Below are 26602 nucleotides of genomic sequence, written 5' to 3'. Positions count from 1 at the left end.
TGTCATAAAACATTCAAAATACATATATTTGCAGGGTTATATTTAAGATGACGCTTGATGGAAAAGATTATTGAAGAAGAAAAACAAGGAACTGCTGTCTTGTTGGAGCATAATGCAAAAAACACCCGCAAACTCTATATAGAAAGTTTCGGCTGTCAGATGAACTTTTCTGACAGTGAGATCGTTGCCTCTATTCTTGCAAAAGAAGGATTCAACACCACTAACAATATGGAAGAAGCAGACCTTGTACTGGTAAACACTTGTTCCATACGTGACAAGGCCGAACAAACTGTGCGTAAAAGACTAGAGAAATACAACCGTGTAAAGAATAAGAAAAACCCTAATATGAAAGTAGGTGTTCTTGGTTGTATGGCGGAACGTTTGAAATCTAAATTTCTAGAAGAAGAAAAGATTGTTGATATGGTCGTAGGACCAGATGCCTATAAAGACCTACCTAATCTAGTAGCTGAGATCGATGAAGGCCGGGAGGCCGTTAACGTACTTCTTTCTAAAGATGAAACCTACGGAGACATTGCGCCAGTGCGATTAAACTCTAATGGAGTAACCGCTTTTGTATCCATTACAAGAGGCTGTGATAATATGTGTACGTTTTGCGTTGTTCCCTTTACTCGTGGTCGGGAACGCAGCCGTGATCCACACTCTATTATGGAAGAAGTCAATGACCTATGGAACAAGGGTTTTAGAGAGATTACTTTATTGGGACAGAATGTAGATTCTTTCCTCTGGTATGGCGGCGGACTCAAAAAAGATTTTAAGAAAGCGAGTAAAATGGCTAAAGCTACGGCGGTTGATTTTGCTCAATTATTACATAAAGTAGCTAACGCACACCCACATTTAAGAGTGCGGTTCTCTACGAGCAATCCGCAAGATATTAGCGATGATGTACTCCATGCAATCGCAGCGCACAGAAATATTTGCAACTACATTCACTTACCTGTTCAATCTGGAAGTGATCGTATTTTAAAAGAAATGAACCGCTTGCACACGCGTGAAGAATACATGAGACTCATCGATCGCGTTCATGCTATCATACCAGAATGTGCGGTTTCTCAGGACATGATTACTGGTTTCCCAACAGAAACAGAAGAAGAACATCAAGACACTTTGAGTCTTATGGAGTATGTAAAATACGATTACGGTTTTATGTTTGCTTATTCAGAGCGGCCAGGAACTATGGCAGCTCGCAAACTGGAAGATGATGTGCCAGAAGAAACTAAAAGCCGCAGACTTAGTGAAATCATCGCTGTTCAAAGAAGAACAGGTCATGAAAGAGCCCAATACTTTGTAGGTAAAACGGTAGAGTGTCTTATAGAAAAAGAATCTAAGAAATCTGATCAACACTGGGCTGGAAGAAACACCCAGAATTACGTTGCCATTTTTGACAAGGAAAATTATAAAGTAGGTGAATCTGTGATGGTAGAAATTACGGATTGTACAAGCGCAACTTTAATAGGGAAAGCCATAGGTTATAGCGACCTGGAAGGACCATTAACTTACGATACCGTGTAATATGGAAAGTGTACAATCGGTTAAACAGCGTTTTGAACTTATAGGTAACGACCCTAGTTTTAATAGGTCTATTGAAAAAGCCTTGCAAGTTGCTCCTACAGATATCTCGGTGCTTGTTACTGGAGAAAGTGGTGTTGGTAAGGAAAGTATTCCTAAAATTATTCACTCGCAATCCTTTAGAAAACACGCTAAGTATATCGCAGTCAACTGTGGTGCAATTCCCGAGGGAACCATAGATTCTGAATTATTTGGCCATGAAAAAGGAGCTTTTACGGGAGCTACCTCCACTAGATCTGGTTATTTTGAAGTGGCTGATGGAGGAACTATTTTCCTAGATGAAGTAGGAGAATTGCCGCTGCCCACCCAAGTGCGTTTATTGCGTGTATTGGAAAACGGAGAATTTCTTAAGGTAGGGTCTTCGGGAACACAAAAAACAGATGTACGTATCGTAGCGGCTACTAATGTAAAACTGTTTGAAGCCATCGAGAAAGGGAAATTTAGAGAAGATCTTTATTATCGATTGAGTACGGTAGAAATAGATTTGCCCCCATTAAGAGAACGCAAAGGGGATATTCACTTGCTTTTTAGAAAATTTGCGAGTGACTTTGCTATGAAGTATAAGATGCCCACACTACGACTCGATGAGAATGCCATTTCCATGCTTACTAATTACAGATGGAGCGGTAACATAAGACAACTGCGCAATATTGCAGAGCAAATTAGTGTTTTAGAAAAGGAGCGTAACATCACCGCAGCTATGTTACAAAACTATTTGCCTGATGCAGGAAAAAATTTACCAGCAGTAATAGGTGAAAAGAAAAGAAGCGAAAGCGAGTTTGCTAACGAGCGGGAGATCTTATACAAAGTGTTGTTTGATATGAAAAATGATCTCAACGACCTTAAAAAGCTGACCAATGAGCTTATGGAAAGCGGTAGTTCCAAAGATGTAAGAGAAGATAACCCAGGGTTGATCAAACGTATTTATGGCAGTCAGGAAAGCAGCGAGCAAGATTATGAAGATGTGATCGATAATGCTTACGACTTCAACCAGGAAGAACCAGTTACCCCATCAAATACCCCTAGCACAGAAACCAATCACTATGTAGAACCTGCAGCAACAGCAGCAGCTAGCGATCGTTACGATTTTGCACAAGAAATAGTGGAAGAGGAATCACTTTCTTTGGCAGACAAGGAAATAGAATTGATAAAAAAGTCTTTAGAAAGACATAAAGGAAAAAGAAAAGCCGCTGCAGATGATCTTGGAATCTCAGAACGCACGCTTTACCGTAAAATCAAACAATATGATCTTTAGAAACTTGCGCTTCTTACTAGTCGGTCTTGCTTTTTTAAGCTTGACCTCCTGCGGCTTTTACAGCTTAAGCGGTGTCACACTTCCAGCAGATGTAAAAACTTTTCAGGTTGATTATTTTGGCTATCAAGCTACCCTTGTGGAACCGGGTATTGAAAGGACCTTTACGCTTGATTTACAAGATTTAATCCAAGACCAATCTCGATTAAGCCTGGTTACTAGAAATGGTGATTATCTATATCAGGGAGAAATTACGAGGTTTTACATTGCTCCTATGACTGCAACGGCAAACAGTACGGCATCACAAAGCAGACTGACCATTGAAATCAACCTAAGATTTACCAATACTAAAATTGATGAAGAAAGTTTTGAGAAAAAGTATAGCTTTTTCTATGACTATAGCGCAAACATACAACTACAAGGTAGTGCGCTAGAAACTGCACTAGAAGTGATCTATGAACAGATTACTCAAGATATTTTTAACGATACACTGGCAAAATGGTAGATGCTGTTTCCATAAATAAAGTACTAGCAAAACCTGAAACCATTCATGTTGATCATCTTACTGCATTAGAAGATGCTATAAAAGAACACCCCTATTTCCAAGCGGTGCGAAGCATGTATCTCAAAGGATTGAAAAATGAAAGCAGTCCTCTGTACAACAAAGAGCTGCAAAGAACCGCTGCTCATACCACAGATAGATCTGTCTTATTTGATTTTATAACCTCTGAGTCCTTTATTCAAAATAAAGTAAGTGAACAGATCAAATTAATTCAACAGGAAGAAACAACATTAGCCTCTGATTCGATTTCGGGGAACACCCTTGTTGAGGAAGATCTCAACGCCAGTAAAAACTTTACTCAAGTTATAGATGCAGACCTGTTTGAAAAGAAAAAAGAGACTTCCATTGAAGAGGCGCCATTAGAATTTGATAAAAATGAAACCTATAGTTTCTCACAATGGTTGCAATTAACAAGTTTGACCCCTATAGATCGAAAGGAAGCCCCTCAAGAAAAAAATCCAGTAATCGTGGATGAAGAATTTAAAAAAGCTAAAAAGGTAGAAGAAGAAATTCAAGAGGCAGATGACCGTGCAAGAAAAATGGCTCGCATCGATCAATTCCTTGCTGAAAAGCCTAAAATCAAGCCTCGCAAGTCTTCCAGTAATCCCGTTAACATAACCAACCACTATCAAGATCCGAGTCAATTTATGACGGAAACTTTAGCCAAGGTTTATCTCGCTCAGAAAAACTATTCCAAAGCTCTGAAAGCTTATGAGGTTTTAGTATTGCAACATCCAGAAAAAAGTGCTTTCTTTGCAGACCAAATTCAAGAAATTAAGAATTTACAAAGTAACCCTACATAATGACAACATTCTATATCTTTTTAGCGCTTATCGTACTGGTATCATTTTTATTAATCGTGGTGATCATGGTGCAAAACCCTAAGGGTGGCGGATTATCATCAAGTTTTGGCGGCGGCGGAACGCAGCAATTAGGTGGTGTAAAGAAAACTGGTGATTTTTTAGATAAAAGTACCTGGGTTCTTTCTACAGCTCTTTTAGTGCTTATTCTTCTCGCAAGTACAACACTTATTCAAGGGAAAGAGCAAAGTGCTATTGATGTTACAGACCCAACATCAGTTGAGGCTCCTGTAAGCACACCAAGTCCAGCAAACACAACAACTGAAGAAACGTCTACTGACAAGTAGTATGTTAAAAACATAACAGTAACTGACAAAATATCCAGCTCTTAAGGCTGGATATTTTCATTTGCAGCAGTTTTGTCAGTGAATAACAATTGGCACATTTATGGGGACTGCGTGAAGAACACTAATCACATAAACATTTTTCAAAATGGCATTACATATTCAACCTTTATCAGACCGAGTAGTTATTGAACCAACTGCCGCTGAACAAAAAACAGCTTCAGGTCTATACATTCCTGATACAGCAAAAGAAAAACCACAACAAGGAAAAGTTGTTGCAGTAGGAAAAGGAAAAAAAGATCACGAGATGACTGTAAAAGTGGGAGACACCGTTCTTTATGGAAAATATAGTGGTACGGAATTAAAATTAGACGGTAGTGATTATTTAATCATGCGTGAGGAAGATATTCTTGCGATCGTATAAATTTTAGAGGATCCGCTTTCGCGAAAGCGGAAGCATCAATCAACTGATTACTAATAACTACGATTTTTGTAAATCACAGAAATCATTAACAAAAACAAAATGGCAAAAAATATAAAATTTGATATAGAAGCAAGAGACGGAATCAAACGTGGTGTTGATGCACTTGCAAATGCAGTAAAAGTAACATTAGGACCTAAAGGTCGTAACGTCATCATCGGTAAATCGTTTGGCGCTCCAGTAGTAACTAAAGATGGTGTAAGTGTTGCTAAAGAAATTGAGCTTTCAGATGAACTAGAAAACATGGGTGCTCAAATGGTAAAAGAAGTTGCTTCAAGAACAAACGATCTTGCAGGTGATGGAACTACTACCGCTACAGTACTTGCTCAAGCCATCGTAAAAGAAGGCTTGAAAAACGTAGCTGCTGGTGCTAACCCAATGGATTTAAAGAGAGGTATCGACAAAGCTGTTGCAGCCATCGTTAAAGATCTTGAAAAGCAAGCAAAAAAAGTAGGTGACTCGAGCGAGATGATCAAACAAGTTGCTTCTATTTCTTCCAACAATGACGAAGTTGTAGGCGATCTTATTGCTAAGGCTTTTGGAGAAGTAGGAAAAGAAGGTGTGATCACTGTTGAAGAAGCAAAAGGAACAGAAACTTATGTGGACGTTGTAGAAGGAATGCAGTTCGACCGTGGGTATTTATCTCCATACTTCGTTACTAATTCTGAAAAGATGACCACTGAGTTAGAGAATCCTTATATCTTATTATTTGATAAGAAAATCTCTACCATGAAAGAATTGATGCCTATTCTAGAGCCAGTTGCTCAGACAGGTAAACCACTTCTTATCATTGCTGAAGACGTAGATGGAGAAGCACTTGCTACTCTAGTCGTAAATAAATTAAGAGGTTCATTAAAAATTGCCGCTGTTAAGGCTCCAGGTTTTGGTGACCGTAGAAAAGCAATGCTGGAAGACATCGCTATTTTAACTGGTGGTACCGTAATAAGTGAAGAAAGAGGATTTACTCTTGAAAACGCAACAATGGAAATGTTGGGAACTTGTGAGAAAGTTGACATCAATAAAGACAACACGACTATTGTAAACGGAAGCGGTACAGCTGAAGATATCAAGTCTCGCGTAGGACAAATCAAGTCTCAAATAGAGAATACCACTTCTGACTATGATAAAGAAAAACTTCAAGAACGACTTGCAAAACTTGCTGGTGGAGTTGCTGTACTTTATGTAGGTGCTGCAAGTGAAGTAGAGATGAAAGAAAAGAAAGACCGAGTAGATGACGCACTTAACGCCACTCGCGCAGCTGTAGAAGAAGGAATCGTTGCCGGTGGTGGTGTTGCTCTTGTACGTGCAAAGGCTGTTCTTTCTAAAGTAAAAGCTAATAACGCCGACGAGGAAACTGGAATCGCTATCGTGGCTCGTGCTGTAGAATCTCCTTTGAGAACTATCGTAGAGAACGCAGGTGGTGAAGGAAGTGTGGTTGTTTCTAAAGTACTAGAATCAACAGGGAATTACGGTTATGATGCTAAAAACGATAAGTATGTAGACATGCTTAAAGAAGGTATTATCGATCCTAAAAAAGTAACTCGTGTCGCATTAGAAAATGCAGCATCTGTCGCTGGAATGATCCTTACCACAGAGTGTGCCCTTATAGAAATCAAGGAAGACAACGCAGGTGGTGGCATGCAAGGCGGAATGGGCGGAGGAATGGGTGGAATGATGTAAATCATTTTTTAAACTCTATAATTTAATCAAGCCATCTCTTAAGAGATGGCTTTTTTTGTTTGCTCCCTCAATTACTTAAAACGCTACTTTTGATCAATATAAAAACCTACTCACCCCTTTAGCTATCAAAACCTAGGCATACTCTTGCTATTTACTTTTTTTATAAGCTGCTAAGAAGAAGTCTCAATTAGTGCTCCCAGTATATACCTAACAGACATCAAATCCTTCCTGAAAAAAAAGTCGAGACCTCTCACCTCTTTTTTCGTTTATGATATGCGTGGTGAAAAGGTAAAAACGATGAATTCCAGAGATCGTTTAACTAAAATAGACGTGAGCATTCTATCCAGTAGGTTATAATATATAGAGGTTAGAACTTTAAAAATTTTATTAAAAAACAACCTAATCATTCCCTTGGGATTTCAAATAGCACTTGCCCTATAACAAAGTTATTTGCTTCAGTATAACTATATATTGTATTGCCATCTCGCTTTCGCGAAAGCGGAATTTCCATAAACTTAACTCCTCTTTTTGGAACAAATTGAGAAAACTTCCATCGCGTTAACGCCTTGTTAAGAAATATTGAACTTTATCATAATATATTTAGGACATCAATAAAAACTATAAATCAATGCGAACAATTAAAATGTTGATGGTACTGCTCCTTGCTGTATCTGTGACAACTAGCTGCTCCATTTTCCAAGGGAAAAAGAAAGCGCCAGCAGACAAAACAGCTTCAGATAAGAAGCCTAAAAAGGGGGATATCCAGCCTTATTCTAAGGTCATCACTAAAGAAGCTAAGAGTGATGAAGGGCTATTCACAGTACACCAAGTAGAAGACAAATGGTTCTACGAGATTCCAGACAGCCTTTTTAACAGAGAGATGTTAATGGTAACTCGTATCGCAAAGACCGCTGCAGGCCTAGGCTTCGGTGGTGGAAAGCAAAACACACAAACCTTAAGATGGCAAAAAAATAACAAAGATGTTCTTTTAAGAGTAGTTTCTCACGAAGTTGTGGCAGCAGATTCTTTACCGGTAAGTATTGCGGTAGAAAACTCCAATTTTGAGCCAATTCTCTATTCTTTTCCTGTAAAAGCAATTAAAAAAGACAGCCTTACTAATAATACCGTTATCGATGTTACAGACTTCTTTACTAAGGACGTAAAAGCGATAGGGTTCCCACAAAGAGCTCGAACTAGATTGAAGATAAGTAGGCTAGACGATTCTAGATCTTACATAGATACGCTGCGCTCTTATCCTCAAAATATTGAATCAAGACATGTGAAAACTTATTTTTCAAGCAGCCCACCTTCTAATGGTAGTGTTCAATCTATCTCTTTAGAAATGAGCAACTCTATGATTCTTTTACCTAAAGTGCCTATGAAGAGACGTTACTTTGATCAACGCGTAGGATGGTTTGCTAGAGGACAACAAGATTATGGCCTTAATGATCAAAAAACGAAGACGGTTACTTACTTAGACCGTTGGAGACTTGAAGTAAAAGACGAGGACCTAGCAAAATTCAACGCTGGCGAACTGGTAGTACCTAAAAAACAAATTGTTTACTACATCGACCCTGCGACTCCTGTACAGTGGAGAAAATACATCAAACTAGGAATTGAAGACTGGCAAGTTGCCTTTGAAGCTGCTGGTTTTAAAGAAGCTATTATAGCAAAAGACGCGCCTACTAAGGAAGAGAATCCAGAATGGAGCCCAGAAGATGTGCGTTACTCTGTCGTAAGATATTTAGCATCTCCTATTCCTAATGCAAATGGACCTCACGTAAGTGACCCAAGATCTGGAGAAATTCTTGAAAGTGATATCAACTGGTATCATAATGTAATGACTTTATTACACAACTGGTTCTTTATTCAAACGGCAGCTATCAATCCTGATGCTCGTATGAATAACTTTGATGATGAAGTGATGGGACGTTTGATACGTTTTGTTAGTTCTCATGAAGTAGGACACACATTAGGACTGCCTCATAATATGGGAAGCTCTATCGCTTATCCAGTAGAAAAATTGAGAGACCCTGCTTTTACAAAAGAATTTGGTACTGCTCCTTCCATCATGGATTATGCACGTTTTAATTACGTAGCACAACCAGAAGATGGTGATGTTGCTTTAATGCCAGAAGTAGGTCCTTATGACAAATATTCTATCGCATGGGGTTACAAGCCTATATTAGATAAATCAGCTAAAGAAGAAAAAGAAACTTTAGACGCTTGGATTCTTGAAAAAGCTGGAGATCCAGTTTATAGATTTGGTCGTCAGCAATTTGGTGTAATCGATTATACTTCTCAAACAGAAGATTTAGGAGATGATTCTATGCTTGCAAGTGAATATGGTATTAAAAACCTAAAGCGTATCGTTCCTAATTTAGGGAAATGGACAGGTGAAGAAGGAGAAAATTTTGACGAACTAGAAAATATGTACGGTCAACTGGTAGGACAGTTTAACCGTTATATGGGTCATGTTTCTGGAAACATAGGTGGAATTAAAGAAACATACAAAGCCTACGGTCAAGAAGGTGCTGTTTATGAGCATGCTCCTAAAGACAAGCAGGAACGAGCGATGACTTTCTTAAACACTCAATTATTTGACACACCAGAATGGTTGATCGATCAAAACATATTCAACAGGATTGAACCTGCTGGCGGAATCGAAAGAATACGCAGCATACAAGTACGCACATTGAACAATGTTCTTGACTTTGGACGTATGGCTCGTCTTATGGAAAATGAAGAAGTAAACGGTAACAGTGCTTACGGATTACTAGACATGATGACCGAATTGAGAAAAGGACTTTTCAAAGAACTTCCAAGAGGTCAAACCATAGATCGTTACCGTCGTAATCTACAAAGAGCTTATGTAGAAAGATTAGCCTTTATAATGACTAATGATGCCCCAAGTGGTCGTTTTGGCGGTACAAGTATCGATGTAGCACAAAGTGACATCAGACCTATTGTCCGTGCGGAATTAGAAACACTTAAGAGAGATGCCTCTCGTGCAACTAATCGCACTAGCGATAGACTATCAAAAATTCACCTAAGAGATTTAGAAGAAAGAATCGATATGATTCTAGACCCTAAATAAGCTTAGCATAATTGTATTCTTAGAAACTGGTTACTCTTTAGTAACCAGTTTTTTTTATGCCTAAAAACTAGAGACAAATAAAAAAAGAGCTTCAAAACACTTACTAGAAAATAATTGAAAAGTATTTAAGAGACAGTCTGCTTCTTAGAGATAAAATAGAAACCAGGGACTAAAATAAACAGTAGAATAGGGTGAATTAAAAACCTCCTGATATAGAACAAGGTCATTTTTACCCATTCATCCTCTAGAGGTAGTAAAATAAAAAATGTAGCTAATAGAATGATAAAACTAAACAAATGAACCCATAAGGTAGCTTTGACAAACTCTTTGCTTTTGTACAAGAACCAGATAATACATACGGTGAACAACAAGTTGATGAAGTAACGGAACACGGTTGAAATGAGATAAAGACCCTTATCTACATCCGGTAGCTGTTGTAATTGAAAGTTGGATTTAAAATAAGCAATAAAAGGATCGTAAAACAAGTCGTTTTCTAACAAACGAACTGATGCCAAACCTAATAGCGATATCACGATAAGAACTACAGATATGATTTTATTCAACTTCCTCAGGCTTTACATTTCTAATCCAAAAAATCCATAGCAAAACTACCGCTCCATAAATCACTCCTGGGAATATGATTTCATGAGAAAATTCGGCATAGTCAGAATAGTCGTAATAAACGATCCCTAAAACCACCAGTCGGATTAAGTTCACTATATATATGAATACAATTCCAATGATTAAAAAAGAGAGGGTCTTCTTCCAGCCTCTAGCAAAAGCAACTACAAAAGCTGTAAATAAGATCATCACACTTACCGCATTACAACCTTCAATGACGCGATATACTTTGACTTCATTAATAAACATCATTACCGAAGGAAGCTCTGGAGAATTTAAGGTTTGAACCTTATAGCCCACTAGCCTTAATAATTCTTGAGTTTGATAACTCACTTGGGCAGTTATAGGATCTGGATAAAGTTGTTGACTCCATTCCATACTTATGAAAAAATAATAACCAATAGAAAAAAGGATGTATAACATTGCAAAAATGCCTACAAACTTAAAAACTGGATAATACGGCTTTAACGCTTTCAATGCTTATTATTTAAGGCAAAGTTAGTTATTAAAACAAAACCATGACCTAGCTTTGTACCTTATTATTTCCCTATGAAAACAGACGCTTTAAAACCTCAAGTTAGTAGTATTATCAATCAGCCAGATGTGGTGATTAAAGATAAAATGCAAGCTATTTGCGACTTACTTCAATCAGCTATAGCTACTTATGATTGGGTAGGTTTTTATATGGCCCATGAAACAGAACCGACTCTACATTTATGGAATCAAGCCGGAGAACCTACCGACCATACGGTAATTCCATTTGGTAAAGGGATTTGTGGCCAAGTGGCTGTGTCTAATGCAAATTTTGTGGTGGATGATGTTCATGCACAAGATAATTACATCGCTTGTAGCATTCACGTGAAAAGTGAAATCGTTATTCCGATGTTCAAGAATGCTAAAAACATTGGACAGATCGATATAGATAGCAATACAGCAAATGCTTTTAACCAAGAAGACGAGCGCTTTCTAGAGTGGATCAATCAGCTTGTGGCGGCACAGTTGTAAGATACTTCTAACCTCCTACTGCAAAATGTGCCTTTTATTCTATTATAGCGTAATAATTAATTAAATTGCCGTTATGAATTACTTGCTTTATTTTGATCCTGGACTAGGAATGATGATCGCTCAAGCGGCAATAGCGGCATTAGCTGGATTTGTTTTATTCTACAAAAAAGTCATCACCGTTGTAAAAGGCTGGATAGGTTTAAAAAAACAACAAAAAGACAGTAGTTTTGACAGCAACTATGAACAAGATTCTGAAAGCAACTAATGCTTAGGCATCCATCTTCATACAGAGATCCCTCTGGTTTTGTATACAAAGAAAAAGGGGTCTTTTACCGACAGATCCATCCAGTGTATTTTGAAGAGTACCGCAAGGCAAAAAATACTGGGATTTATCAAAAGCTTTTTGATAAAAAATGGCTCATCCCCCATAAGGAAATCAGTAGTGATGAAGAAAAGATTATTATTCTTCCAGAACAGTTAGACTTTATTACTTACCCTTATGAGTGGAGTTTTAGCCAATACAAACACGCTGCGCAACTCACTCTTAGGCTTCAAATTTTCCTTTTAGAAAATGACTTTTCCTTAAAAGACGCCAGTGCTTTTAACATCGCCTTTCATAGAGGTAAAGCCGTATTTATAGATACCTTGAGTATCGAGCAGTATAAAGAAAATACGCCATGGAGAGCCTTAAAGCAATTTAACGAACACTTTTTTGGACCTTTACTTCTCGCTCAAAAATACGGTGGGCAGTATTTAAAAACCCTTCAGCATTCTATTAACGGGATGGCCTTAAGTGACGTTAAACGACAGTTGCCTTTTACCTCTAGATTCCACCCTATTATTTTTAGTCATATTCACTTGCTTTCAAAATCTGACGTTAAGGAAAACTCTGAAAAAACAGAAAGCAAAGAGGCACATCTTTCCAAGTCTTCTCAGATAAAAATGTTGCAAGCTCTAGAACAGCATATCAACAACATGACTTCTAAAGAAAACACAGAGTGGTCCAGTTACTATGATCAGATCAATTATCAAGCAGCGTCCTTTCATACCAAAAAGAAACTCATTAAAGAATGGTGTGCTGCTATAGAAGCTCGTAAAATAATAGACCTAGGTGGTAATGACGGCACCTTTGCAAAGGAATTACTAGACCAAGCAGATCAGATTATTGTGAGTGATATAGACCAACCCGCAATAGATCAATGCTACTTGGATCAATTGAAGTCTAAAGAAAATAAGCTCATCCCTTTGGTTTGCGATTTGATGCAGCCTTCACCGGCTATAGGATTCCATCATCAAGAACGGGATTCTTTTAGCTCTCGAGTAATTGACTTTCAACCAGAAGTGACTATGGCTCTTGCTTTGATTCATCACATCACCTTGACGGGAAATGTTCCCTTTGAGATGAGTGCCGCTTATTTTGCTGAATTGTCCCCGTATTTGATCATAGAGTTTCCAGACCGAGAGGACAGCTGGGTGAAGTTTATATTAGACAGCAAACGAGATGCTCGTCATTTATTTGATGATTATAGTGTTTCCGCTTTCGCGAAAGCGTACCAAAAGCAATTCAAATTGATCAAATCAGAGAAAATCGAAGGTACCGAACGCACATTATTTCTTTTTGAACGACATGAAGGATAAAATAGTAAAATACCTGTCTAGTAAAGATCACTTTTGGTGGACAGTGACCCTACTTCCTGGCTCTTACGCTATCATTTATTTATACCTTAAAAACTATACAGTAGTCAATTCATGGCAACAACTCAGTAGTTTTATAGCTTGTTTTGTGTTGATACCGAGCTTTCTCTTTCTATTACTTGATTTATTATTTAAAAGAAAAATGCCTGAAAAAAGGGCACAATTGTACTGGTCCTTTCTGCTGATCAATTTCTCTATTATCTTCTCTCTTTCTATTTATTTAGGATGGAGGTGGAAAGCCTTGATATTAGTTGCTCTATTAGCAATAGCTGCTTCCTTTTTTATGGCAAAACACTATAAGAAAATTGTTTTGCTTCTCAGCATCATGTGCCTGGTTGCCGCAGGCCAATTACTTTTTTTTATAAGCTCGTCTGTCCTCTCTAGTGAAGACTGGGTGCAACCTATGGCATTTGAATCTAGTGTTTTTCAAAAGAAGCCCAATGTGTATTTGCTGCAGCCGGATGGATATGTAGGTCAGCAAGCAGCAAATAACGATAGCTATCAATTAGATAACCATAGCTTTTACGATACTATGAAAGCACAAGGTTTTCAGTTTAATGCTGATTTTAGAAGCAATTATCCCACCACCCTTGCTTCTAACAGTACCTTGTTTACTGCGCAACATCACTACTTGCATTATGGAGAAATGAATAATGAACTGATGAATGCTAGAGACATTATTCTTGGAGACAATCCTGTACTAACCACCTTTGTAAATAATGGATATAAGACTAATTTAATCTTAGAACATTCTTATCTCCTGCTCAATTATCCCGAGGTTTCTTATGATACCAATAATGTAAACCGCAGTGAACTGTCGCCATTATTACCTAACTACTTTTTAGGAAAGGACTATAAAAAAGATTTTGAGACCCAAGTTTTAAGTGCCACTGAAGATCCTCAGTTTTACTTTGTAGAGATTCTTCATCCGGGTCATATTTCATTTAGTAAGGATCGAGAAGACGCGATAACCTTTGAAAAAAACAAATACCGAGAAGAGATCAAGTCCATTTCGTCACAACTTATCGATATGGTTCAATTCATCGAATTAAATGATCCTGAAGCAATTATTTTGATTGTTGCAGATCACGGAGGCTTTGTAGGTTATACGCATACTGGGGCTGCTTATATGCAGCCAGAGAAAGACCTAGCGCTTAAGGAAAGTGTTTTTAATGGCTTATACGCGGTAAAAGCACCTCAGGGTTTTGATCCGTTTCAAAAAACGGTTAGAAGTTCTATAGGAGTTTTCCCTGCCTTGTTTGATTACTTATCAGGGGATTTGGCCCCTTCTACAAGCTCCTTTGATAACAGCAGTTATTTGCTCATCAAATCTGATGCTAAGAAGGTACTGTACCAATATTACGACACCCATGGAAACTCTGTGATGGAGAAGGTAGAGAAACCTTGATTTCAAGGCATAAAAAAAGGCCTTCATTGCTGAAGACCTTTTGTGGAGTCGAAGCGATAAAGTTCGAACCTTTTGAATGAAGATGTTGGGTTAATGTTCTCTAAATCTATTAATTTTTAAAATTTGAAACAACCCCCCATTCGTTCTATTTCTGCTCTGGAAATCCCCATTTTTTTTGCAAGGATTTGCCAGTTGGAAACTACCTCAAGGATTTGGTCAATAATTAATTGAGCTTCTTCTGGCTTTAATCTAAAGTAAGGCGCAACCGATAATGCTAGTTCTAAATTTTGAGAGTTATCCTCGCTGTCTATATTCAATTTAAGTCCATTACCACCTTCTATTGGGTTTATATCATAGGCAGGAGAAAGTGTCCAGCCGCCTTCAGATAATATAAAACCGTGATTACGTAAATGGTCATCTGTGTTAGAAACACAAATATTGAACACTACACGCGTCCATAACTTTACTAAATCTTTGTCGATGTTCGCACCATTTTGCATCAAGAACTCTACAAGGTCTAAATAGCTTGCACCATCTTGATGATCTACACCATCTGTATAACCCAATAAAGTCATAGCCGAAGCAAAATGAATACGTTGCTTATCTGCAGTCCTATCAAAACGTTTAGTAATGAACGTATGCTGATGGTGTGAGAATTTTTGTATTCTGGACTCTGCCATATCAATACCACATTGTATTGCCAACTCATATGTAAGCTGTTCCCAGGCGCCAATATCTTTATCATCATTGCCACTTGGGAACTTTGCAATCCATAAGGAGCCATCTGTATCTTGAACATTTGCTTTTGGCCTTGCTCCACCTAAAGAAGAACCTGGAGCCATTAACATATTTAACCATTGTAAGTACTCTGGGTCATCTGGTGCATCATCACTTTCTAATTGTAAACTGGCATATTCTAAATCTCTTAAAGCTGTCCACGCTGGAGCAGACATTTGTGCATTATCATCTAGAAATGGACCGTCCACAGCTGTTTTAAAACGCAGTGCACCCATTCTATTAGCATCAAAAACGCCAAGAACATAATCAGACTCAAAAAGGTTGCGTGGTTTGCGTTCTTCTTTTCTAGCTATTGCGGCTTCTTTTCTTCTCATTAATAATCTTCCCCAGCGATCTGGAGAGGAGTCTAGAAAAATACCGAAATTAGACTTGTCTTCATTTAAATATTGTGGTCCAGAAAACAGTCGTAAATCTGGATCGATAGCTGTAGCTTCTTTAAGCTTTAGCCATTCTTCATTGTACTCAAATGAGAATAGCTCTTTTCCCTTATTGAGAGAAGCATATAATACTCCCATTAAGGTAGGCTCATTAAAACCTACCCAATGAGCATACACTAATATTTCTTTTCTTTCAGCACTCATTATTTATTGTTTTTCTTTGGTGCTCTTTCTTTAACTGTTAAATCAGCATCTTGAATTTTACGCCCTAAAACATCATCATTCGCCACTGTTAAGAGATCTTTTTCTAAACCTAAGACCAGTAATGTTTGCAAATAGTTGCCCATAGATACAGATCCTTTACCTTCTTCAATTTTCCAAAGTGTAGACCTACCAATGTTTGCTCTTTCAGCAACCTGCTCTGCACTTAACTTTCTTCTTAATCGCGCTAGGCGGATATTCTCTCCTAATTGAGAAAGAATTTTCTCTGCTTTTGGTAGTAATATAGTTTTCTTTTTAGGCATAATGTGTCATATAAAATACAAATATAGTATTATTTGTGTCATATATGAAACGTTATGTTGATTTTATAGATAGGGGTTAATGAGGAGAGTGGTGTTAATTTAATAAAAAAAAATCCTCATAATCAATAGATTATGAGGATTTGTGGGCACAGTTGAAGTAGTTTATACCGAATTCACTTCGGTAAACCCCCGATGCTCTGAACCAACTGAGCTAAGCGCCGATTAGTTTTTCGATCATCAAGCTACTTTTCCACTTTTTGATTTGGTTTTCTCTCTTTATGGCTTCTCTTCGAGTGTCAAATTCCTCAACGTATTTGATGTTCCAATCTTTTGCTTTAGAAGTAAATCCTGTTGTACTTGCAAGATGTTTATTTAGGCGCTCCTTTACATCTTGGGTAGAACCAATGTAATAGCGATGAAGCTTTTCAGAGAATAATATTTAATACCCATTTATCATTCAAATACCGTATAAAATTAGTTTCTTTTTTATCCATTTGTCGTCATAAAATAGAACCATAGCCACTGCTATGCTTAGATTCTATTCCTAAACTGAATAAAAGATAATTCAAATTTTTAATACGTCATTTAAAAAACAAATTGGTATACGTGTAGTACTTCATGGAAATAAAAAAAGGTCTTCATTGCTGAAGACCTTTTGTGGGCGCAGAGGGATTCGAACCCCCGACCCCTTGGGTGTAAACCAAGTGCTCTGAACCAACTGAGCTATGCGCCCGATTATTTTTTTATAGTCAAGATTCGGAAACCTGACTCTCCCGATCTAAATCGGGATGCTCTGAATCAACTGAGCTATGTGCCCTAAAGCGGTTGCAAATATACAACTGTTTTTATTTCTGCAAAGAAATAAAAACAGATTTTTTAAATAATTTCAGCTACCACAAAAGTGCTTCCTGTCGCCAGAATGACATCTGCTTTTGAAGCCCTTTTCTGAGCAGTTTTAAACGCCTGATTTATAGAATCAAAACTCTCAAAATTCAATTGAAACGAATTCAAATGATTCCCTAACACTTCTATTTCCATTCCCCTTGGGATATCTGGCTTAGAGATATAATAAAATGCCGTTTTAGGCAATAGCTTTATGACACTAGTAGCGTCTTTATCGCTTACCATCCCTAGAACTATATGAAGCTCTTTACATTTCTCTGCTTTGATTTGGTGCATAAGAATTCGTATTCCAGCGACGTTATGCGCGGTGTCTAGTATGGTTTTAGGAGATTCACTGACAACCTCATACCTGCCTCTTAAATTCGTATTTCTAACAACATTAAGTAAGCCGCTTTTCAAAGCAGCTGAAGAAATAGTGAAATCCTCTTTTCTTAACAGCTCCATTACTTTTTCAGCCACTCTAACATTAGATGCTTGATAGCTCCCTTTAAGGTCTGTGGGTTGGTGGGCAGTTCTATGGTCGATAAAATAAACAGGACTATTTAGAGAGGTTGCTTTTTCTTTAAAAAGCTTTTTTAAGTGATTTCTTCTTTCTCCAATCACAACTGGAATACTTTTTTTAATAATTCCAGCTTTTTCAGCTGCAATTTTTAAATAGGTATTTCCTAATATGGCGGTGTGATCTTTATCAATATTAGTGATAGCGGTCACCACAGGGGTAATGATATTAGTGGAATCCAGTCGTCCTCCTAATCCGGTTTCAATAACCGCGACATCTACTTTTTGCTCTTTAAAATATTGAAAAGCCATTCCTACAGTCATTTCAAAAAAAGACAGTTGATGCTCTTTAAAAAAAGATTTATTTTGATCCACAAAGTCCACTACAAACTGCTCTGAACACATTTCTCCATTGATTCTAATACGCTCTCTAAAATCTTTGAGATGTGGCGATGTATAAAGACCTACTTTGTAACCAGCTTCTTGTAAGACACTAGCAACCATATGGCTGGTAGAACCTTTACCATTTGTTCCAGCGATATGTATGCTTTTATAAAATGTATGTGGATGAGCTAAGTGTTGATCAAGACTGATACTGTTTTTCAGATCTGCTTTGTAGGCTATCTTACCTGCTCGTTGGTACATCGGTAGCTGAGAGAAAAGCCACTCTAAGGTTTTTTTATACGTAGACAAAGCTATTCTCCTACTTTAAATATCACCTCAATAAAACCTATTTGTGTTTCTTTTGCTTGAGGAGCGGCGCTAAATTTATAAGTCATAGCACTCTTCTCAGCAGCAATAAGTAAACATGCAGCACGATTTGTTGTTCCCTTTTTTCCTGGGGTAGCTTTTTTAACTTTCCCTGATCGATCTACTTCTATCTCAACGATCACTTTACCGGTTTCATCACAAGTGGGAAGTATACCTCTCCCGGCAACTTTACCACGCCCCTTAAGACCATAGCCTTTACCACCTTGCCCACTTCCTGGAGCACCGTAATAAGTGTTAGCATACGGATCGCCATTGATATCACCTTTGTTCCCTGGTCCATCTCCTGGCCCTTCACCTGTATTGGTTTCTCCATCTGCGGTTTCGGCACCAGTGACGCTATTCAAAGCATCGAGTACAGACGAGTCTGGCTTTGGATCCGGCTTTGGTTTTACAGGTTTTGCCGCAGGCTTAGTAGGTTTTGTTGTAGGTTTTACTGTTGGATCAGAGACGACTGAAGGGGCCTCTGTGTTTTCTTGGGTGACTATATTCTCTACTTGAGGTGTTTCTGGCTGTGTAACTTGTTCTGGATTAGACTGTGGTGCCACTTTAGTCGTCTTTGCTGGCTCTACCGGCCCAGAACCTACAGCAGTATTACCGAAATTGATAGCTATCCCAGAATCTTCAGGTGCTTCAATGACATTAATTATGGAGACAAATCTAAATAATAGAACGAGCAAGACCACCAGTAAGACACTGATAGCTGCTGATTTTTTTTGTTCTTTTGTCTTCAGGTAACTCATGACTAATTATTTTTTACAGCAAGTACAATTTGAATTTTATTCCTGTTGGCTATATCCATAACTCTTACAGAATGTCTTACCGCGGCGTCTTTATCAGACCGCAACATGATGGTAGGTTTTTCTTTCCCCTGCAGCACTGATAGAATTTTAGTTTCTAAATCTTCTTCTGTAGCCTGTGTAGCATCCACGTAAAAAACACCTTCTTTTGATATACTTACGGTGACTTTACCTTGGGTTTGCGTTTTCCCGCCAGCACTAGGAAGCAATAAATCTAAAGCCTCTGGAGTGATCGATGGAGATGTGAGCAAAAAGAATACCAAAAGCAAAAACACGATATCAGTCATGGACGACATCGAGAATTCTGGACTTACCTTATTTCTACCTCTTAAGTTCATAATTAAGCTGGTTCATTTAAAAGATCTAAGAAGTCAGATGCATTTTCTTCCATTTGATGCACCACTTTATCTGTTTTAACTACTAAATGGTTGTAACCTATATAAGCTACAATACCTACTATAAGACCTGCCACAGTAGTAATCATCGCCGTGTAAATACCACCTGCTAGACTACCCATGTCTGCGCTACCTCCTGCGTCTGCTAGAGTTTTAAAAGCGATAACCATACCTATAACGGTACCTAAAAACCCGATCATAGGAGCAGCGCCGGCTATAGTGGCCAACATGCTTACGTTTTTCTCCAATTTATACACTTCAAGTCTTCCTGCATTTTCAATAGCACTATTGATGTCCTCAAGAGGAGAACCTATGCGGCTTATTCCTTTTTCTGTAAGTCGTGCTACAGGAGAATCTTCCTTTGCACAAAGCATTTTTGCATTGTCTAGACGACCATTAGAAATATGATCCTTTATCTGCAGCATGAAATTGCTATCAATTTTTGAACTGGCCCTTATCTTCATAAGACGTTCAAAGTAAATATAAAGAGCAAAAAATAACAGAAGAATCAGTACGCCTATAATCACCGTTCCAGATGGGCCTCCAGCGGTAATTAAGCCTAATAAAGATTGAGATTCTTCATTTACAAGTGGAGCTGCCTCTGTTGTAATTCCTGCGGTTTCTTGAAAAAGTAGGTTCATTAAAGTATGTGATTAATATGTTTGTTAACGAGTTCCTTAACATTTCATTGTCTTGAACTATAAATTTGATTTTTAAAAGTCTGCTTTCGCGAAAGCGAGATAAAAAATAATCTCCTGCAATAATACTCTTTTCTTACAAAAAGAACACCACACATGCTAAACCTACCAATGTCAAAACAATGGTATACGGAAATGCCATCTTTACCATCTTACCATAAGATAAGTTGATTAAAGGTGCCAAAGCAGAAGTCAACAAGAACAAAAATGCTGCTTGCCCATTAGGTGTAGCCACACTAGGTAAATTAGTCCCTGTATTAATAGCTACTGCAAGGTGCTCGTACTGTTCTCTTGTAATAGCCCCTGCCTCGTATGCAGTGCTTACTTCATTGATGTAAACCGTAGCTACAAATACGTTGTCAGAAATCATACTTAAGAATCCATTTGCTAAATAGAAAATAGCCGGCTGGCTTTCTGGATCCTGACTCAATGCCCAGTCTATAATAGGAACAAATAAATGCTGATCGTGAATCATGGCAACAATAACAAAGAAAACTACTAATAGCCCCGTAAAAGGAAGTGCTTCTTCAAAAGCTTTACCTAGACTGTGCTCATCAATAATACCTATAAAAGCCGTTTGAATAACGATCAAACCTAACCCTATAAATCCTACTGGTGCTATGTGAAGAGCAAGACCTGTAATTAATAAAACAGCAGATATCGCTTGAACTACAAGTGCATATTTCTCTTTAGCTGTACGCTCTTCATCTCTTTTTTCCATCCATCCTTTTATAATATGTCTTACGACAGGAGGCATTTTCTGACCAAAACCAAAAGTTTTGGTCGTTTCTAACATAATGGTTGTTAAGATACCCGCCGCTAAAACCGGCATGGTAACTACAGTCATTACCTTAAAGAATTCAATAAAATCCCATCCCATTTTAGAACCAATCAATAAGTTTTGAGGCTCTCCTACGATAGTACAAACACCACCTAATGCAGTCCCTACCACACCGTGCATTATCAAACTACGCAAAAAGGAACGGAATTCTTCTAGAGTCTCACCGCTTAATTGCTCTCGGTCTAAGGTGTTGTCCTTATCAAGATCAAGATCACTAGAATGAATTTTATGGTACACATTGTAAAAACCTATTCCAACACTTATCAGCACCGCAGTAACTGTTAAAGCATCTAAAAAGGCTGATAATACAGCACTTAATAAAAGGAACACGAGGGATAACACAAGTTTAGACTTGATCTTTGTAAACAGTTTTACAAAAATATACATCAATAGTGGCTTCATAAAGTAGATACCCGCGACCATAAAAACAAGAAGGAGAATCACTTCAAGATTTTGAGACACCTCTGCATACACGCCACCCGTGATATGATTTCCTAATTCATCAAGAATAGGTTGATGTGTATTCTCGTCGATTTTATACATGGGATGTGTTAACCCCAACGCCAGTACTTGTATGGCTAGTAACCCACCAGACTGTAATGGATAACACTTTAAAGCCATTGCTAGACAGAAAATAAATTCTCCTATAAAAACCCATCCCATCACCGTACCACTCAAGGTAAAGTAACCTAAGACATTAAAGATTAAAAAAGAGATCATGGTCAACTTGAACCATTTAGGGCTGTTACCTAAGAAGTATTTCATCAAACTAATTGTTTAAGAGCGATTTCAAATGCAGTAGAACTGATTTGTTTTTTAGAGCTATTGTTATTAAATGTGTTTTGGATGGCGTTGCGTATGGTCATACTCGTATCATTAAATATCGCCTCATCTGTCATTTGCACTCGTCGTTCCATAAAGTAGGCAAATACTCTAGCCATACCACAATTAGATATAAAATCAGGTATCAAACTTACCTGCTCATCTGTATGTTCCATGATCGATCCAAAGAAGATTTCCTTATCTGCAAAAGGCACATTTGCTCCGCAAGAAATAACTTCTAAACCAGAAGAGATCATTTGATCAATTTGATCTTGAGAAATCAATCTAGAGGCTGCACAAGGTGCAAAAATTTCTGTCTTTATTTTCCAAATGCGATCGTTCACTTCTTCAAAGGGAATTAATTCTTTGGCTTTTAAGTTGTTCCCATCTTTATGGATAAACAACTCTGTAATTTCTTCAAAGCTAAAACCGTCTTCATTGATCAGTCCGCCCACTTGGTCTATAATTCCAACTACTTTTGCTCCCATTTGTGAGAGATAAAAAGCAGCGGCACTTCCTACATTACCAAATCCTTGCACAACGGCACGTTTTCCTTTTACATCTCCTCCATAAATATCATAGAAGTGTTTTACCGCTTCTGCAACTCCATAACCAGTGATCATATCGGCCACTGTGTATTTTTTAGAAATATCTGGAGAAAATGATGGGTTTTCAATCACTTTAATTACTCCTTGACGCAATTGCCCTATTCGGTTGATCTTATCTGCCTCAGTAGGAGAAAAATGTCCGTTAAAAACACCTTCTTGCGGGTGCCATACCCCACAGTCTTCTGTCATAGGAATAACTTCGTGAATTTCGTCTACGTTAAGGTCCCCACCAGTACCGTAGTAACTTTTTAGCAAAGGAGAAACGGCTTTATACCAGCGTTCTAAAACACCTTTTTTACGAGGGTCTTGTGGATCAAAGTTGATTCCTGATTTTGCACCACCTATTGCTGGGCCAGAAACGGTAAACTTAATTTCCATGGTTTTGGCAAGTGAAAGCACTTCATTTTTATCAAGTCCTTTTCTCATTCGGGTACCACCACCGGCAGCACCACCGCGTAAACTATTGATAACCGTCCACCCTTCAGCATCAGTCTCTGGGTCATTCCAGTGAAAAACGATTTCAGGATCGGCGTTTTCATAACGTTTAAGAAGTTCCTTCATATTACTATATTAGTTTGCACAAATATAACGTAGCTAAAAGTGGAAATCCACATTTTTAGATTTTCTTAAGGCACATAAATAACACCGCTGCTGTGATCCCGATCTGCCCCTGTAACACTAGAGAGGCAATTGTTCTCGTTACGCAGTTTCAAAACCCCTAAAAGCGCAAAGATCAATGCCTCTTTATGCTCAACGATGACAGCCTCTGGAATTATAATTTTAGCGCTGGAATGCTTGCTTATGGACTCTATTAAATAAGTGTTGAATGCGCCACCTCCAGTAATCAACAAGGTCTTTTCTGGTTCTAATTGTTTTGCAATTTGCACTGCAACATGTTCTGTATACGTGGCTATGATATCGCAGGTATCTTTTATTGGATCTAAGATTTGGAAAATATGAGCGTTTACCCATTCCATTCCCAATGATTTAGGAGCGTTTTGATGGTAATACTCTAAAGAGTTTAGCTGTTCTAGTACGGGTGTTTGTATGGTTCCCGCTTTCGCGAAAGCGCCACCTGCATCGTATTCCTTACCCAATTTCAAAGCGTAATGGTTGAGAACGACATTTACCGGACAAAGGTCATAAGCTATACGTTGTGCGTTTTGCTCAAAACTCATGTTTGCAAAACCGCCCAGATTCAAACAATAATCATAAGCCCCAAATAACAATTGGTCGCCTATGGGAACTAAAGGTGCTCCCTGACCCTGCAGAGCGACATCCTGAACCCTATAATCACAAACTACTCGTTGATTGATAAGTTGGGCTAGCTCTGGCAAATTTCCTATTTGTAGGGTGTAATTTTCTTGAGGTTGGTGAAAAATAGTATGTCCGTGAGAGCAAACCGCTACTAAGTTATCGATTTTATGGGCATCAATAAAATTGAGGATTTTTTCGGCAAGGTATCTGGTGTATTTTAGATTTAATTGTTCAACTTCTCTCTTATTATAGGTTATTGCCTCAGCAAGCTGTTGCTTCATTTCGCTAGTATACGGCACCGTTATTGCCCTGTGAATATGAAAGCTCCAACTCTCTTTACGTAATAATGTGATGTGCGCAATATCAATGCCGTCGAGAGAGGTGCCTGACATGATTCCTAAAACGTTATAGTACTGATGATTCATTAGTTAAAGGTGTTGAAAATGGGTGAGAATAGCATTAGATTTGCAAAACGGAAAAATAACTAAAAAATAAAAGAATAAATGGATTTTGGCCTAACAGAAGAGCATCTTATGATTAGAGATGCAGCGAGAGATTTTGCAAAAACGGAACTTTTACCTGGCGTTATAGAAAGAGATACACATCAAAGATTCCCGACCGAGCAAGTTAAAAAAATGGGCGAACTAGGTTTTCTTGGTATGATGGCATCTCCTAAGTACGGTGGCGGAGGAATGGATACTATTTCTTATGTACTCGTAATGGAAGAACTTTCTAAGGTAGACGCTAGTGCTTCTGTAATAGTTTCTGTCAATAATTCCTTAGTCTGTTGGGGTCTTGATACCTATGCTAATGAGGCACAAAAGGAAAAATACCTTACTAAATTAACTACTGGAGAATCTATAGGTGCTTTTTGTCTTTCTGAACCAGAAGCCGGTAGTGATGCTACTTCTCAAAAAACTACAGCTATAGACAAAGGGGACCATTATGTATTGAATGGTACCAAAAACTGGATCACAAACGGTAACAGCGCAGACTTTTACATCGTTATCGCTCAAACTGACAAAGAGAAGAAGCACAAAGGAATCAACGCCTTTATTGTAGAAAAAGGATGGGATGGATTTGAAGTAGGTGCAAAAGAAGATAAGTTAGGAATACGTGGTAGTGATACACACTCCTTGATCTTTAATGATGTAAAAGTTCCTAAAGAAAACAGAATCGGAGAAGACGGTTTTGGATTTAAATTTGCGATGAAATCACTTTCTGGTGGTCGTATAGGAATTGCTGCACAAGCCTTAGGGATTGCTGCTGGGGCTTATGAACTCGCTAGAGATTATTCAAAGGTGAGAAAAGCTTTTGGCACAGAGATCTGTAATCATCAAGCTATTGCTTTTAAACTAGCCGACATGCATACTAATATTACCGCAGCTCGTCACTTAGTAATGCAAAGTGCATGGGATAAAGACCAAGGCCGTGATTATGACATGAGCGGTGCAATGGCAAAGCTTTTTGCTTCTCAAACGGCTATGGACACCTCTGTTGAGGCGGTACAAGTTTTTGGTGGTAACGGCTATGTAAAAGAATATCATGTAGAGCGCTTTATGAGAGATGCAAAAATCACTCAGATCTATGAAGGAACGAGTGAGATTCAAAAAATAGTGATTTCTAGAGGTTTACTCAGAGATTAATTAAGATTCTAAATATATAGTAAAGAGCTGCAATTTTTGCAGCTCTTTTTGTTGAGCTACTTTGATAATAAAGTTTATTTTTACTATCTATGAAAATATTAGTTACTGGTGGATTGGGTTATATAGGCTCTCACGTTGTGGTAGAACTACAAGAACAAGGCTATGAAGTCCTTATTATAGATAATTTATCTAATACTTCTTTAGACGTTTTAGATAAGATCACCGCCATAACAACTATCCAACCCAGTTTTGAAAAGGTAGACGTCAGAGATAAAGAATCTCTATCCACATTTTTTGCTAAACATGATGATGTAAAAGGAATCATTCATTTTGCTGCTTCAAAAGCCGTAGGTGAAAGTGTAGAAAACCCATTGTTATATTATGAAAACAATATCAATGCTCTGGTGTATATGCTTCAAAACATCCAAGATAAAGAAACTAGCTTTATCTTTAGTTCTTCTTGTACAGTCTATGGACAAGCTGACAAATTACCAGTTACAGAAAATGCTGCCATAAAACCAGCTGAATCTCCTTACGGCAACACAAAGCAAATCGGAGAAGAGATTATAAGAGACACCTGTAAAGTAACACCACATTTAAATGCGATCGCTTTAAGATATTTTAACCCAATAGGAGCTCATAAGAGTGCTAAAATTGGTGAACTCCCTTTAGGTATTCCACAAAACCTAGTTCCTTATATTACTCAAACTGCCATAGGGCTGAGAGAACAACTTTCTGTTTACGGAAATGACTACCCTACCCGTGATGGAACCGCAGTAAGAGATTACATTCATGTGGTGGATCTTGCCAAAGCTCATGTCGCAGCTCTTTCTAGACTGCTCGAGAAAAAAGGAAAAGAAAACTTTGAAGTATTTAATGTAGGAACTGGAACAGGTTCTACCGTATTAGAAGTAATCACAGCTTTTGAAAAAGCCACTGGAAAAGAACTGAATTATAAAATTGTAGGACGCCGTGCTGGAGATGTAGTTGAAGCCTATGCACAGACTGATAAGGTAAATCAAGTGCTTGGATGGAAATCTACCTATTCTTTGCAAGAGGCTCTTGCTAGTTCTTGGGAATGGGAAAAAGCAGTAAGAAGAAAGTAACCGGTAAACCTTAAGCTGTCAAACCGATA

26 protein-coding genes and 1 tRNA gene are annotated in these 26602 nt (G+C 38.0%); 14 read left to right on the top strand and 13 right to left on the bottom strand.

The genetic code is table 11. From position 1 onward, the window contains the following. Positions 1-57: 57 nt before the first annotated feature. From miaB to CW736_RS06690, 8 genes are all read left to right on the top strand, one after another. Complete coding sequence (gene miaB, locus CW736_RS06725) at positions 58-1530, top strand: tRNA (N6-isopentenyl adenosine(37)-C2)-methylthiotransferase MiaB (RefSeq protein ID WP_101013232.1); 1473 nt, start codon at positions 58-60, stop codon at positions 1528-1530. 1 nt (position 1531) lies between these two features. Further along, a complete protein-coding gene (locus tag CW736_RS06720) occupies positions 1532-2842 on the top strand; it encodes a sigma 54-interacting transcriptional regulator (RefSeq protein ID WP_101013231.1) in 1311 nt (436 codons plus the stop codon). Further along, positions 2832-3344, top strand: a complete 513-nt coding sequence (lptE, locus tag CW736_RS06715) for an LPS assembly lipoprotein LptE (protein WP_101013230.1) — start codon at positions 2832-2834, stop codon at positions 3342-3344. Before CW736_RS06720 ends, lptE begins: the two co-directional genes overlap by 11 nt. Then, a complete protein-coding gene (locus CW736_RS06710) occupies positions 3338-4204 on the top strand; it encodes a hypothetical protein (protein ID WP_101013229.1) in 867 nt (288 codons plus the stop codon). Before lptE ends, CW736_RS06710 begins: the two co-directional genes overlap by 7 nt. After that, positions 4204-4548 carry a preprotein translocase subunit SecG gene (gene secG, locus CW736_RS06705; protein WP_101013228.1) on the top strand — a complete coding sequence of 115 codons (345 nt, stop codon included), beginning with the start codon at positions 4204-4206 and terminating at the stop codon, positions 4546-4548. The genes CW736_RS06710 and secG overlap by 1 nt, the downstream gene beginning before the upstream one ends. A 145-nt stretch (positions 4549-4693) precedes the next feature. Next, positions 4694-4969, top strand: a complete 276-nt coding sequence (gene groES / locus CW736_RS06700) for a co-chaperone GroES (RefSeq protein WP_101013227.1) — start codon at positions 4694-4696, stop codon at positions 4967-4969. A gap of 99 nt (positions 4970-5068) precedes the next feature. After that, entirely contained in the window at positions 5069-6706 is a 1638-nt protein-coding gene (gene groL, locus CW736_RS06695) for a chaperonin GroEL (RefSeq protein WP_101013226.1), read from the top strand. 628 nt (positions 6707-7334) lie between these two features. Further along, complete coding sequence (locus CW736_RS06690; protein ID WP_198519350.1) at positions 7335-9803, top strand: zinc-dependent metalloprotease; 2469 nt, start codon at positions 7335-7337, stop codon at positions 9801-9803. A gap of 125 nt (positions 9804-9928) precedes the next feature. Here CW736_RS06690 and CW736_RS06685 read toward each other — a convergent pair whose 3' ends face one another. Together CW736_RS06685 and xrtF are read right to left on the bottom strand one after the other, a co-directional pair. Beyond that, positions 9929-10366 (bottom strand): exosortase F system-associated membrane protein, encoded by a 438-nt coding sequence (locus tag CW736_RS06685; protein WP_101013225.1) that lies wholly within the window; start codon positions 10364-10366, stop codon positions 9929-9931. Continuing rightward, positions 10359-10901: an exosortase family protein XrtF gene (xrtF, locus tag CW736_RS06680; RefSeq protein WP_101013224.1), complete on the bottom strand. Its 543-nt coding sequence runs from the start codon at positions 10899-10901 to the stop codon at positions 10359-10361. The genes CW736_RS06685 and xrtF overlap by 8 nt, the downstream gene beginning before the upstream one ends. 72 nt (positions 10902-10973) lie before the next feature. Here xrtF and CW736_RS06675 point away from each other — a divergent pair, with 72 nt between their 5' ends. The 4 genes from CW736_RS06675 to CW736_RS06660 all read left to right on the top strand — a co-directional run bounded on the left by CW736_RS06675 (position 10974) and on the right by CW736_RS06660 (position 14532). After that, positions 10974-11429 (top strand): GAF domain-containing protein, encoded by a 456-nt coding sequence (locus CW736_RS06675; RefSeq protein WP_101013223.1) that lies wholly within the window; start codon positions 10974-10976, stop codon positions 11427-11429. Positions 11430-11502: 73 nt separating this feature from the next. Continuing rightward, entirely contained in the window at positions 11503-11694 is a 192-nt protein-coding gene (locus tag CW736_RS06670) for a hypothetical protein (protein ID WP_101013222.1), read from the top strand. Next, entirely contained in the window at positions 11694-13067 is a 1374-nt protein-coding gene (locus CW736_RS06665; protein WP_101013221.1) for a class I SAM-dependent methyltransferase, read from the top strand. The genes CW736_RS06670 and CW736_RS06665 overlap by 1 nt, the downstream gene beginning before the upstream one ends. Continuing rightward, the gene (locus CW736_RS06660) at positions 13057-14532 is read left to right on the top strand and encodes a hypothetical protein (RefSeq protein WP_101013220.1); all 1476 of its coding nucleotides are present in this window, start codon (positions 13057-13059) and stop codon (positions 14530-14532) included. Before CW736_RS06665 ends, CW736_RS06660 begins: the two co-directional genes overlap by 11 nt. A gap of 116 nt (positions 14533-14648) precedes the next feature. Here the strand turns inward: CW736_RS06660 and CW736_RS06655 are convergent, their stop codons facing one another. From CW736_RS06655 to CW736_RS06605, 11 genes are all read right to left on the bottom strand, one after another. After that, complete coding sequence (locus CW736_RS06655) at positions 14649-15911, bottom strand: type II toxin-antitoxin system HipA family toxin (protein WP_101013219.1); 1263 nt, start codon at positions 15909-15911, stop codon at positions 14649-14651. After that, complete coding sequence (locus CW736_RS06650; RefSeq protein ID WP_101013218.1) at positions 15911-16231, bottom strand: helix-turn-helix domain-containing protein; 321 nt, start codon at positions 16229-16231, stop codon at positions 15911-15913. Before CW736_RS06650 ends, CW736_RS06655 begins: the two co-directional genes overlap by 1 nt. Before the next feature lie 211 nt (positions 16232-16442). Further along, positions 16443-16670 carry a GIY-YIG nuclease family protein gene (locus CW736_RS06645; RefSeq protein WP_262493810.1) on the bottom strand — a complete coding sequence of 76 codons (228 nt, stop codon included), beginning with the start codon at positions 16668-16670 and terminating at the stop codon, positions 16443-16445. Between the two features lie 219 nt (positions 16671-16889). Then, positions 16890-16964 (bottom strand) — tRNA-Val (locus CW736_RS06640). Positions 16965-17107: 143 nt separating this feature from the next. Beyond that, on the bottom strand, positions 17108-18277 hold the full coding sequence (locus CW736_RS06635) for a bifunctional folylpolyglutamate synthase/dihydrofolate synthase (protein ID WP_101013217.1): 1170 nt from the start codon (positions 18275-18277) through the stop codon (positions 17108-17110). Between the two features lie 50 nt (positions 18278-18327). Then, positions 18328-19143, bottom strand: coding sequence for a hypothetical protein (locus CW736_RS06630; RefSeq protein ID WP_101013216.1), 816 nt, complete (start codon positions 19141-19143; stop codon positions 18328-18330). Between the two features lie 2 nt (positions 19144-19145). Continuing rightward, positions 19146-19538, bottom strand: coding sequence for an ExbD/TolR family protein (locus tag CW736_RS06625; protein WP_101013215.1), 393 nt, complete (start codon positions 19536-19538; stop codon positions 19146-19148). Positions 19539-19540: 2 nt separating this feature from the next. Further along, positions 19541-20236 carry a MotA/TolQ/ExbB proton channel family protein gene (locus CW736_RS06620; protein ID WP_101013214.1) on the bottom strand — a complete coding sequence of 232 codons (696 nt, stop codon included), beginning with the start codon at positions 20234-20236 and terminating at the stop codon, positions 19541-19543. A 133-nt stretch (positions 20237-20369) separates the two neighbouring features. Further along, on the bottom strand, positions 20370-21899 hold the full coding sequence (locus CW736_RS06615) for a Na(+)/H(+) antiporter NhaB (RefSeq protein ID WP_232735436.1): 1530 nt from the start codon (positions 21897-21899) through the stop codon (positions 20370-20372). Beyond that, entirely contained in the window at positions 21899-23125 is a 1227-nt protein-coding gene (locus CW736_RS06610) for a Glu/Leu/Phe/Val dehydrogenase dimerization domain-containing protein (RefSeq protein ID WP_101013212.1), read from the bottom strand. Before CW736_RS06610 ends, CW736_RS06615 begins: the two co-directional genes overlap by 1 nt. A 65-nt stretch (positions 23126-23190) precedes the next feature. Next, on the bottom strand, positions 23191-24246 hold the full coding sequence (locus tag CW736_RS06605) for an anhydro-N-acetylmuramic acid kinase (protein ID WP_101013211.1): 1056 nt from the start codon (positions 24244-24246) through the stop codon (positions 23191-23193). A 78-nt stretch (positions 24247-24324) separates the two neighbouring features. On the opposite strand from CW736_RS06605, the gene CW736_RS06600 reads away from it, so the two are divergent. Further along, positions 24325-25467 (top strand): acyl-CoA dehydrogenase, encoded by a 1143-nt coding sequence (locus CW736_RS06600; RefSeq protein WP_101013210.1) that lies wholly within the window; start codon positions 24325-24327, stop codon positions 25465-25467. An 89-nt stretch (positions 25468-25556) separates the two neighbouring features. Further along, a complete protein-coding gene (galE, locus tag CW736_RS06595; RefSeq protein WP_101013209.1) occupies positions 25557-26573 on the top strand; it encodes a UDP-glucose 4-epimerase GalE in 1017 nt (338 codons plus the stop codon). Positions 26574-26602 lie beyond the last annotated feature (29 nt).

This window comes from Nonlabens sp. MB-3u-79 (assembly GCF_002831625.1).
Classification (GTDB): domain Bacteria; phylum Bacteroidota; class Bacteroidia; order Flavobacteriales; family Flavobacteriaceae; genus Nonlabens.
This window is presented reverse-complemented; position numbering and strand designations above follow the sequence as displayed.

Excerpts from the sequence above, each read along its gene's own strand:
- miaB (WP_101013232.1), top strand. The coding sequence starts at position 58 with ATGGAAAAGATTATTGAAGAAGAAAAACAAGGAACTGCTGTCTTGTTG.
- CW736_RS06720 (WP_101013231.1), top strand. The coding sequence starts at position 1,532 with ATGGAAAGTGTACAATCGGTTAAACAGCGTTTTGAACTTATAGGTAAC.
- lptE (WP_101013230.1), top strand. The coding sequence starts at position 2,832 with ATGATCTTTAGAAACTTGCGCTTCTTACTAGTCGGTCTTGCTTTTTTA.
- CW736_RS06710 (WP_101013229.1), top strand. The coding sequence starts at position 3,338 with ATGGTAGATGCTGTTTCCATAAATAAAGTACTAGCAAAACCTGAAACC.
- secG (WP_101013228.1), top strand. The coding sequence starts at position 4,204 with ATGACAACATTCTATATCTTTTTAGCGCTTATCGTACTGGTATCATTT.
- groES (WP_101013227.1), top strand. The coding sequence starts at position 4,694 with ATGGCATTACATATTCAACCTTTATCAGACCGAGTAGTTATTGAACCA.
- groL (WP_101013226.1), top strand. The coding sequence starts at position 5,069 with ATGGCAAAAAATATAAAATTTGATATAGAAGCAAGAGACGGAATCAAA.
- CW736_RS06690 (WP_198519350.1), top strand. The coding sequence starts at position 7,335 with ATGCGAACAATTAAAATGTTGATGGTACTGCTCCTTGCTGTATCTGTG.
- CW736_RS06675 (WP_101013223.1), top strand. The coding sequence starts at position 10,974 with ATGAAAACAGACGCTTTAAAACCTCAAGTTAGTAGTATTATCAATCAG.
- CW736_RS06670 (WP_101013222.1), top strand. The coding sequence starts at position 11,503 with ATGAATTACTTGCTTTATTTTGATCCTGGACTAGGAATGATGATCGCT.
- CW736_RS06665 (WP_101013221.1), top strand. The coding sequence starts at position 11,694 with ATGCTTAGGCATCCATCTTCATACAGAGATCCCTCTGGTTTTGTATAC.
- CW736_RS06660 (WP_101013220.1), top strand. The coding sequence starts at position 13,057 with ATGAAGGATAAAATAGTAAAATACCTGTCTAGTAAAGATCACTTTTGG.
- CW736_RS06655 (WP_101013219.1), bottom strand. The coding sequence starts at position 15,911 with ATGAGTGCTGAAAGAAAAGAAATATTAGTGTATGCTCATTGGGTAGGT.
- CW736_RS06650 (WP_101013218.1), bottom strand. The coding sequence starts at position 16,231 with ATGCCTAAAAAGAAAACTATATTACTACCAAAAGCAGAGAAAATTCTT.
- CW736_RS06635 (WP_101013217.1), bottom strand. The coding sequence starts at position 18,277 with ATGTACCAACGAGCAGGTAAGATAGCCTACAAAGCAGATCTGAAAAAC.
- CW736_RS06630 (WP_101013216.1), bottom strand. The coding sequence starts at position 19,143 with ATGAGTTACCTGAAGACAAAAGAACAAAAAAAATCAGCAGCTATCAGT.
- CW736_RS06625 (WP_101013215.1), bottom strand. The coding sequence starts at position 19,538 with ATGAACTTAAGAGGTAGAAATAAGGTAAGTCCAGAATTCTCGATGTCG.
- CW736_RS06620 (WP_101013214.1), bottom strand. The coding sequence starts at position 20,236 with ATGAACCTACTTTTTCAAGAAACCGCAGGAATTACAACAGAGGCAGCT.
- CW736_RS06615 (WP_232735436.1), bottom strand. The coding sequence starts at position 21,899 with ATGAAATACTTCTTAGGTAACAGCCCTAAATGGTTCAAGTTGACCATG.
- CW736_RS06610 (WP_101013212.1), bottom strand. The coding sequence starts at position 23,125 with ATGAAGGAACTTCTTAAACGTTATGAAAACGCCGATCCTGAAATCGTT.
- CW736_RS06605 (WP_101013211.1), bottom strand. The coding sequence starts at position 24,246 with ATGAATCATCAGTACTATAACGTTTTAGGAATCATGTCAGGCACCTCT.
- CW736_RS06600 (WP_101013210.1), top strand. The coding sequence starts at position 24,325 with ATGGATTTTGGCCTAACAGAAGAGCATCTTATGATTAGAGATGCAGCG.
- galE (WP_101013209.1), top strand. The coding sequence starts at position 25,557 with ATGAAAATATTAGTTACTGGTGGATTGGGTTATATAGGCTCTCACGTT.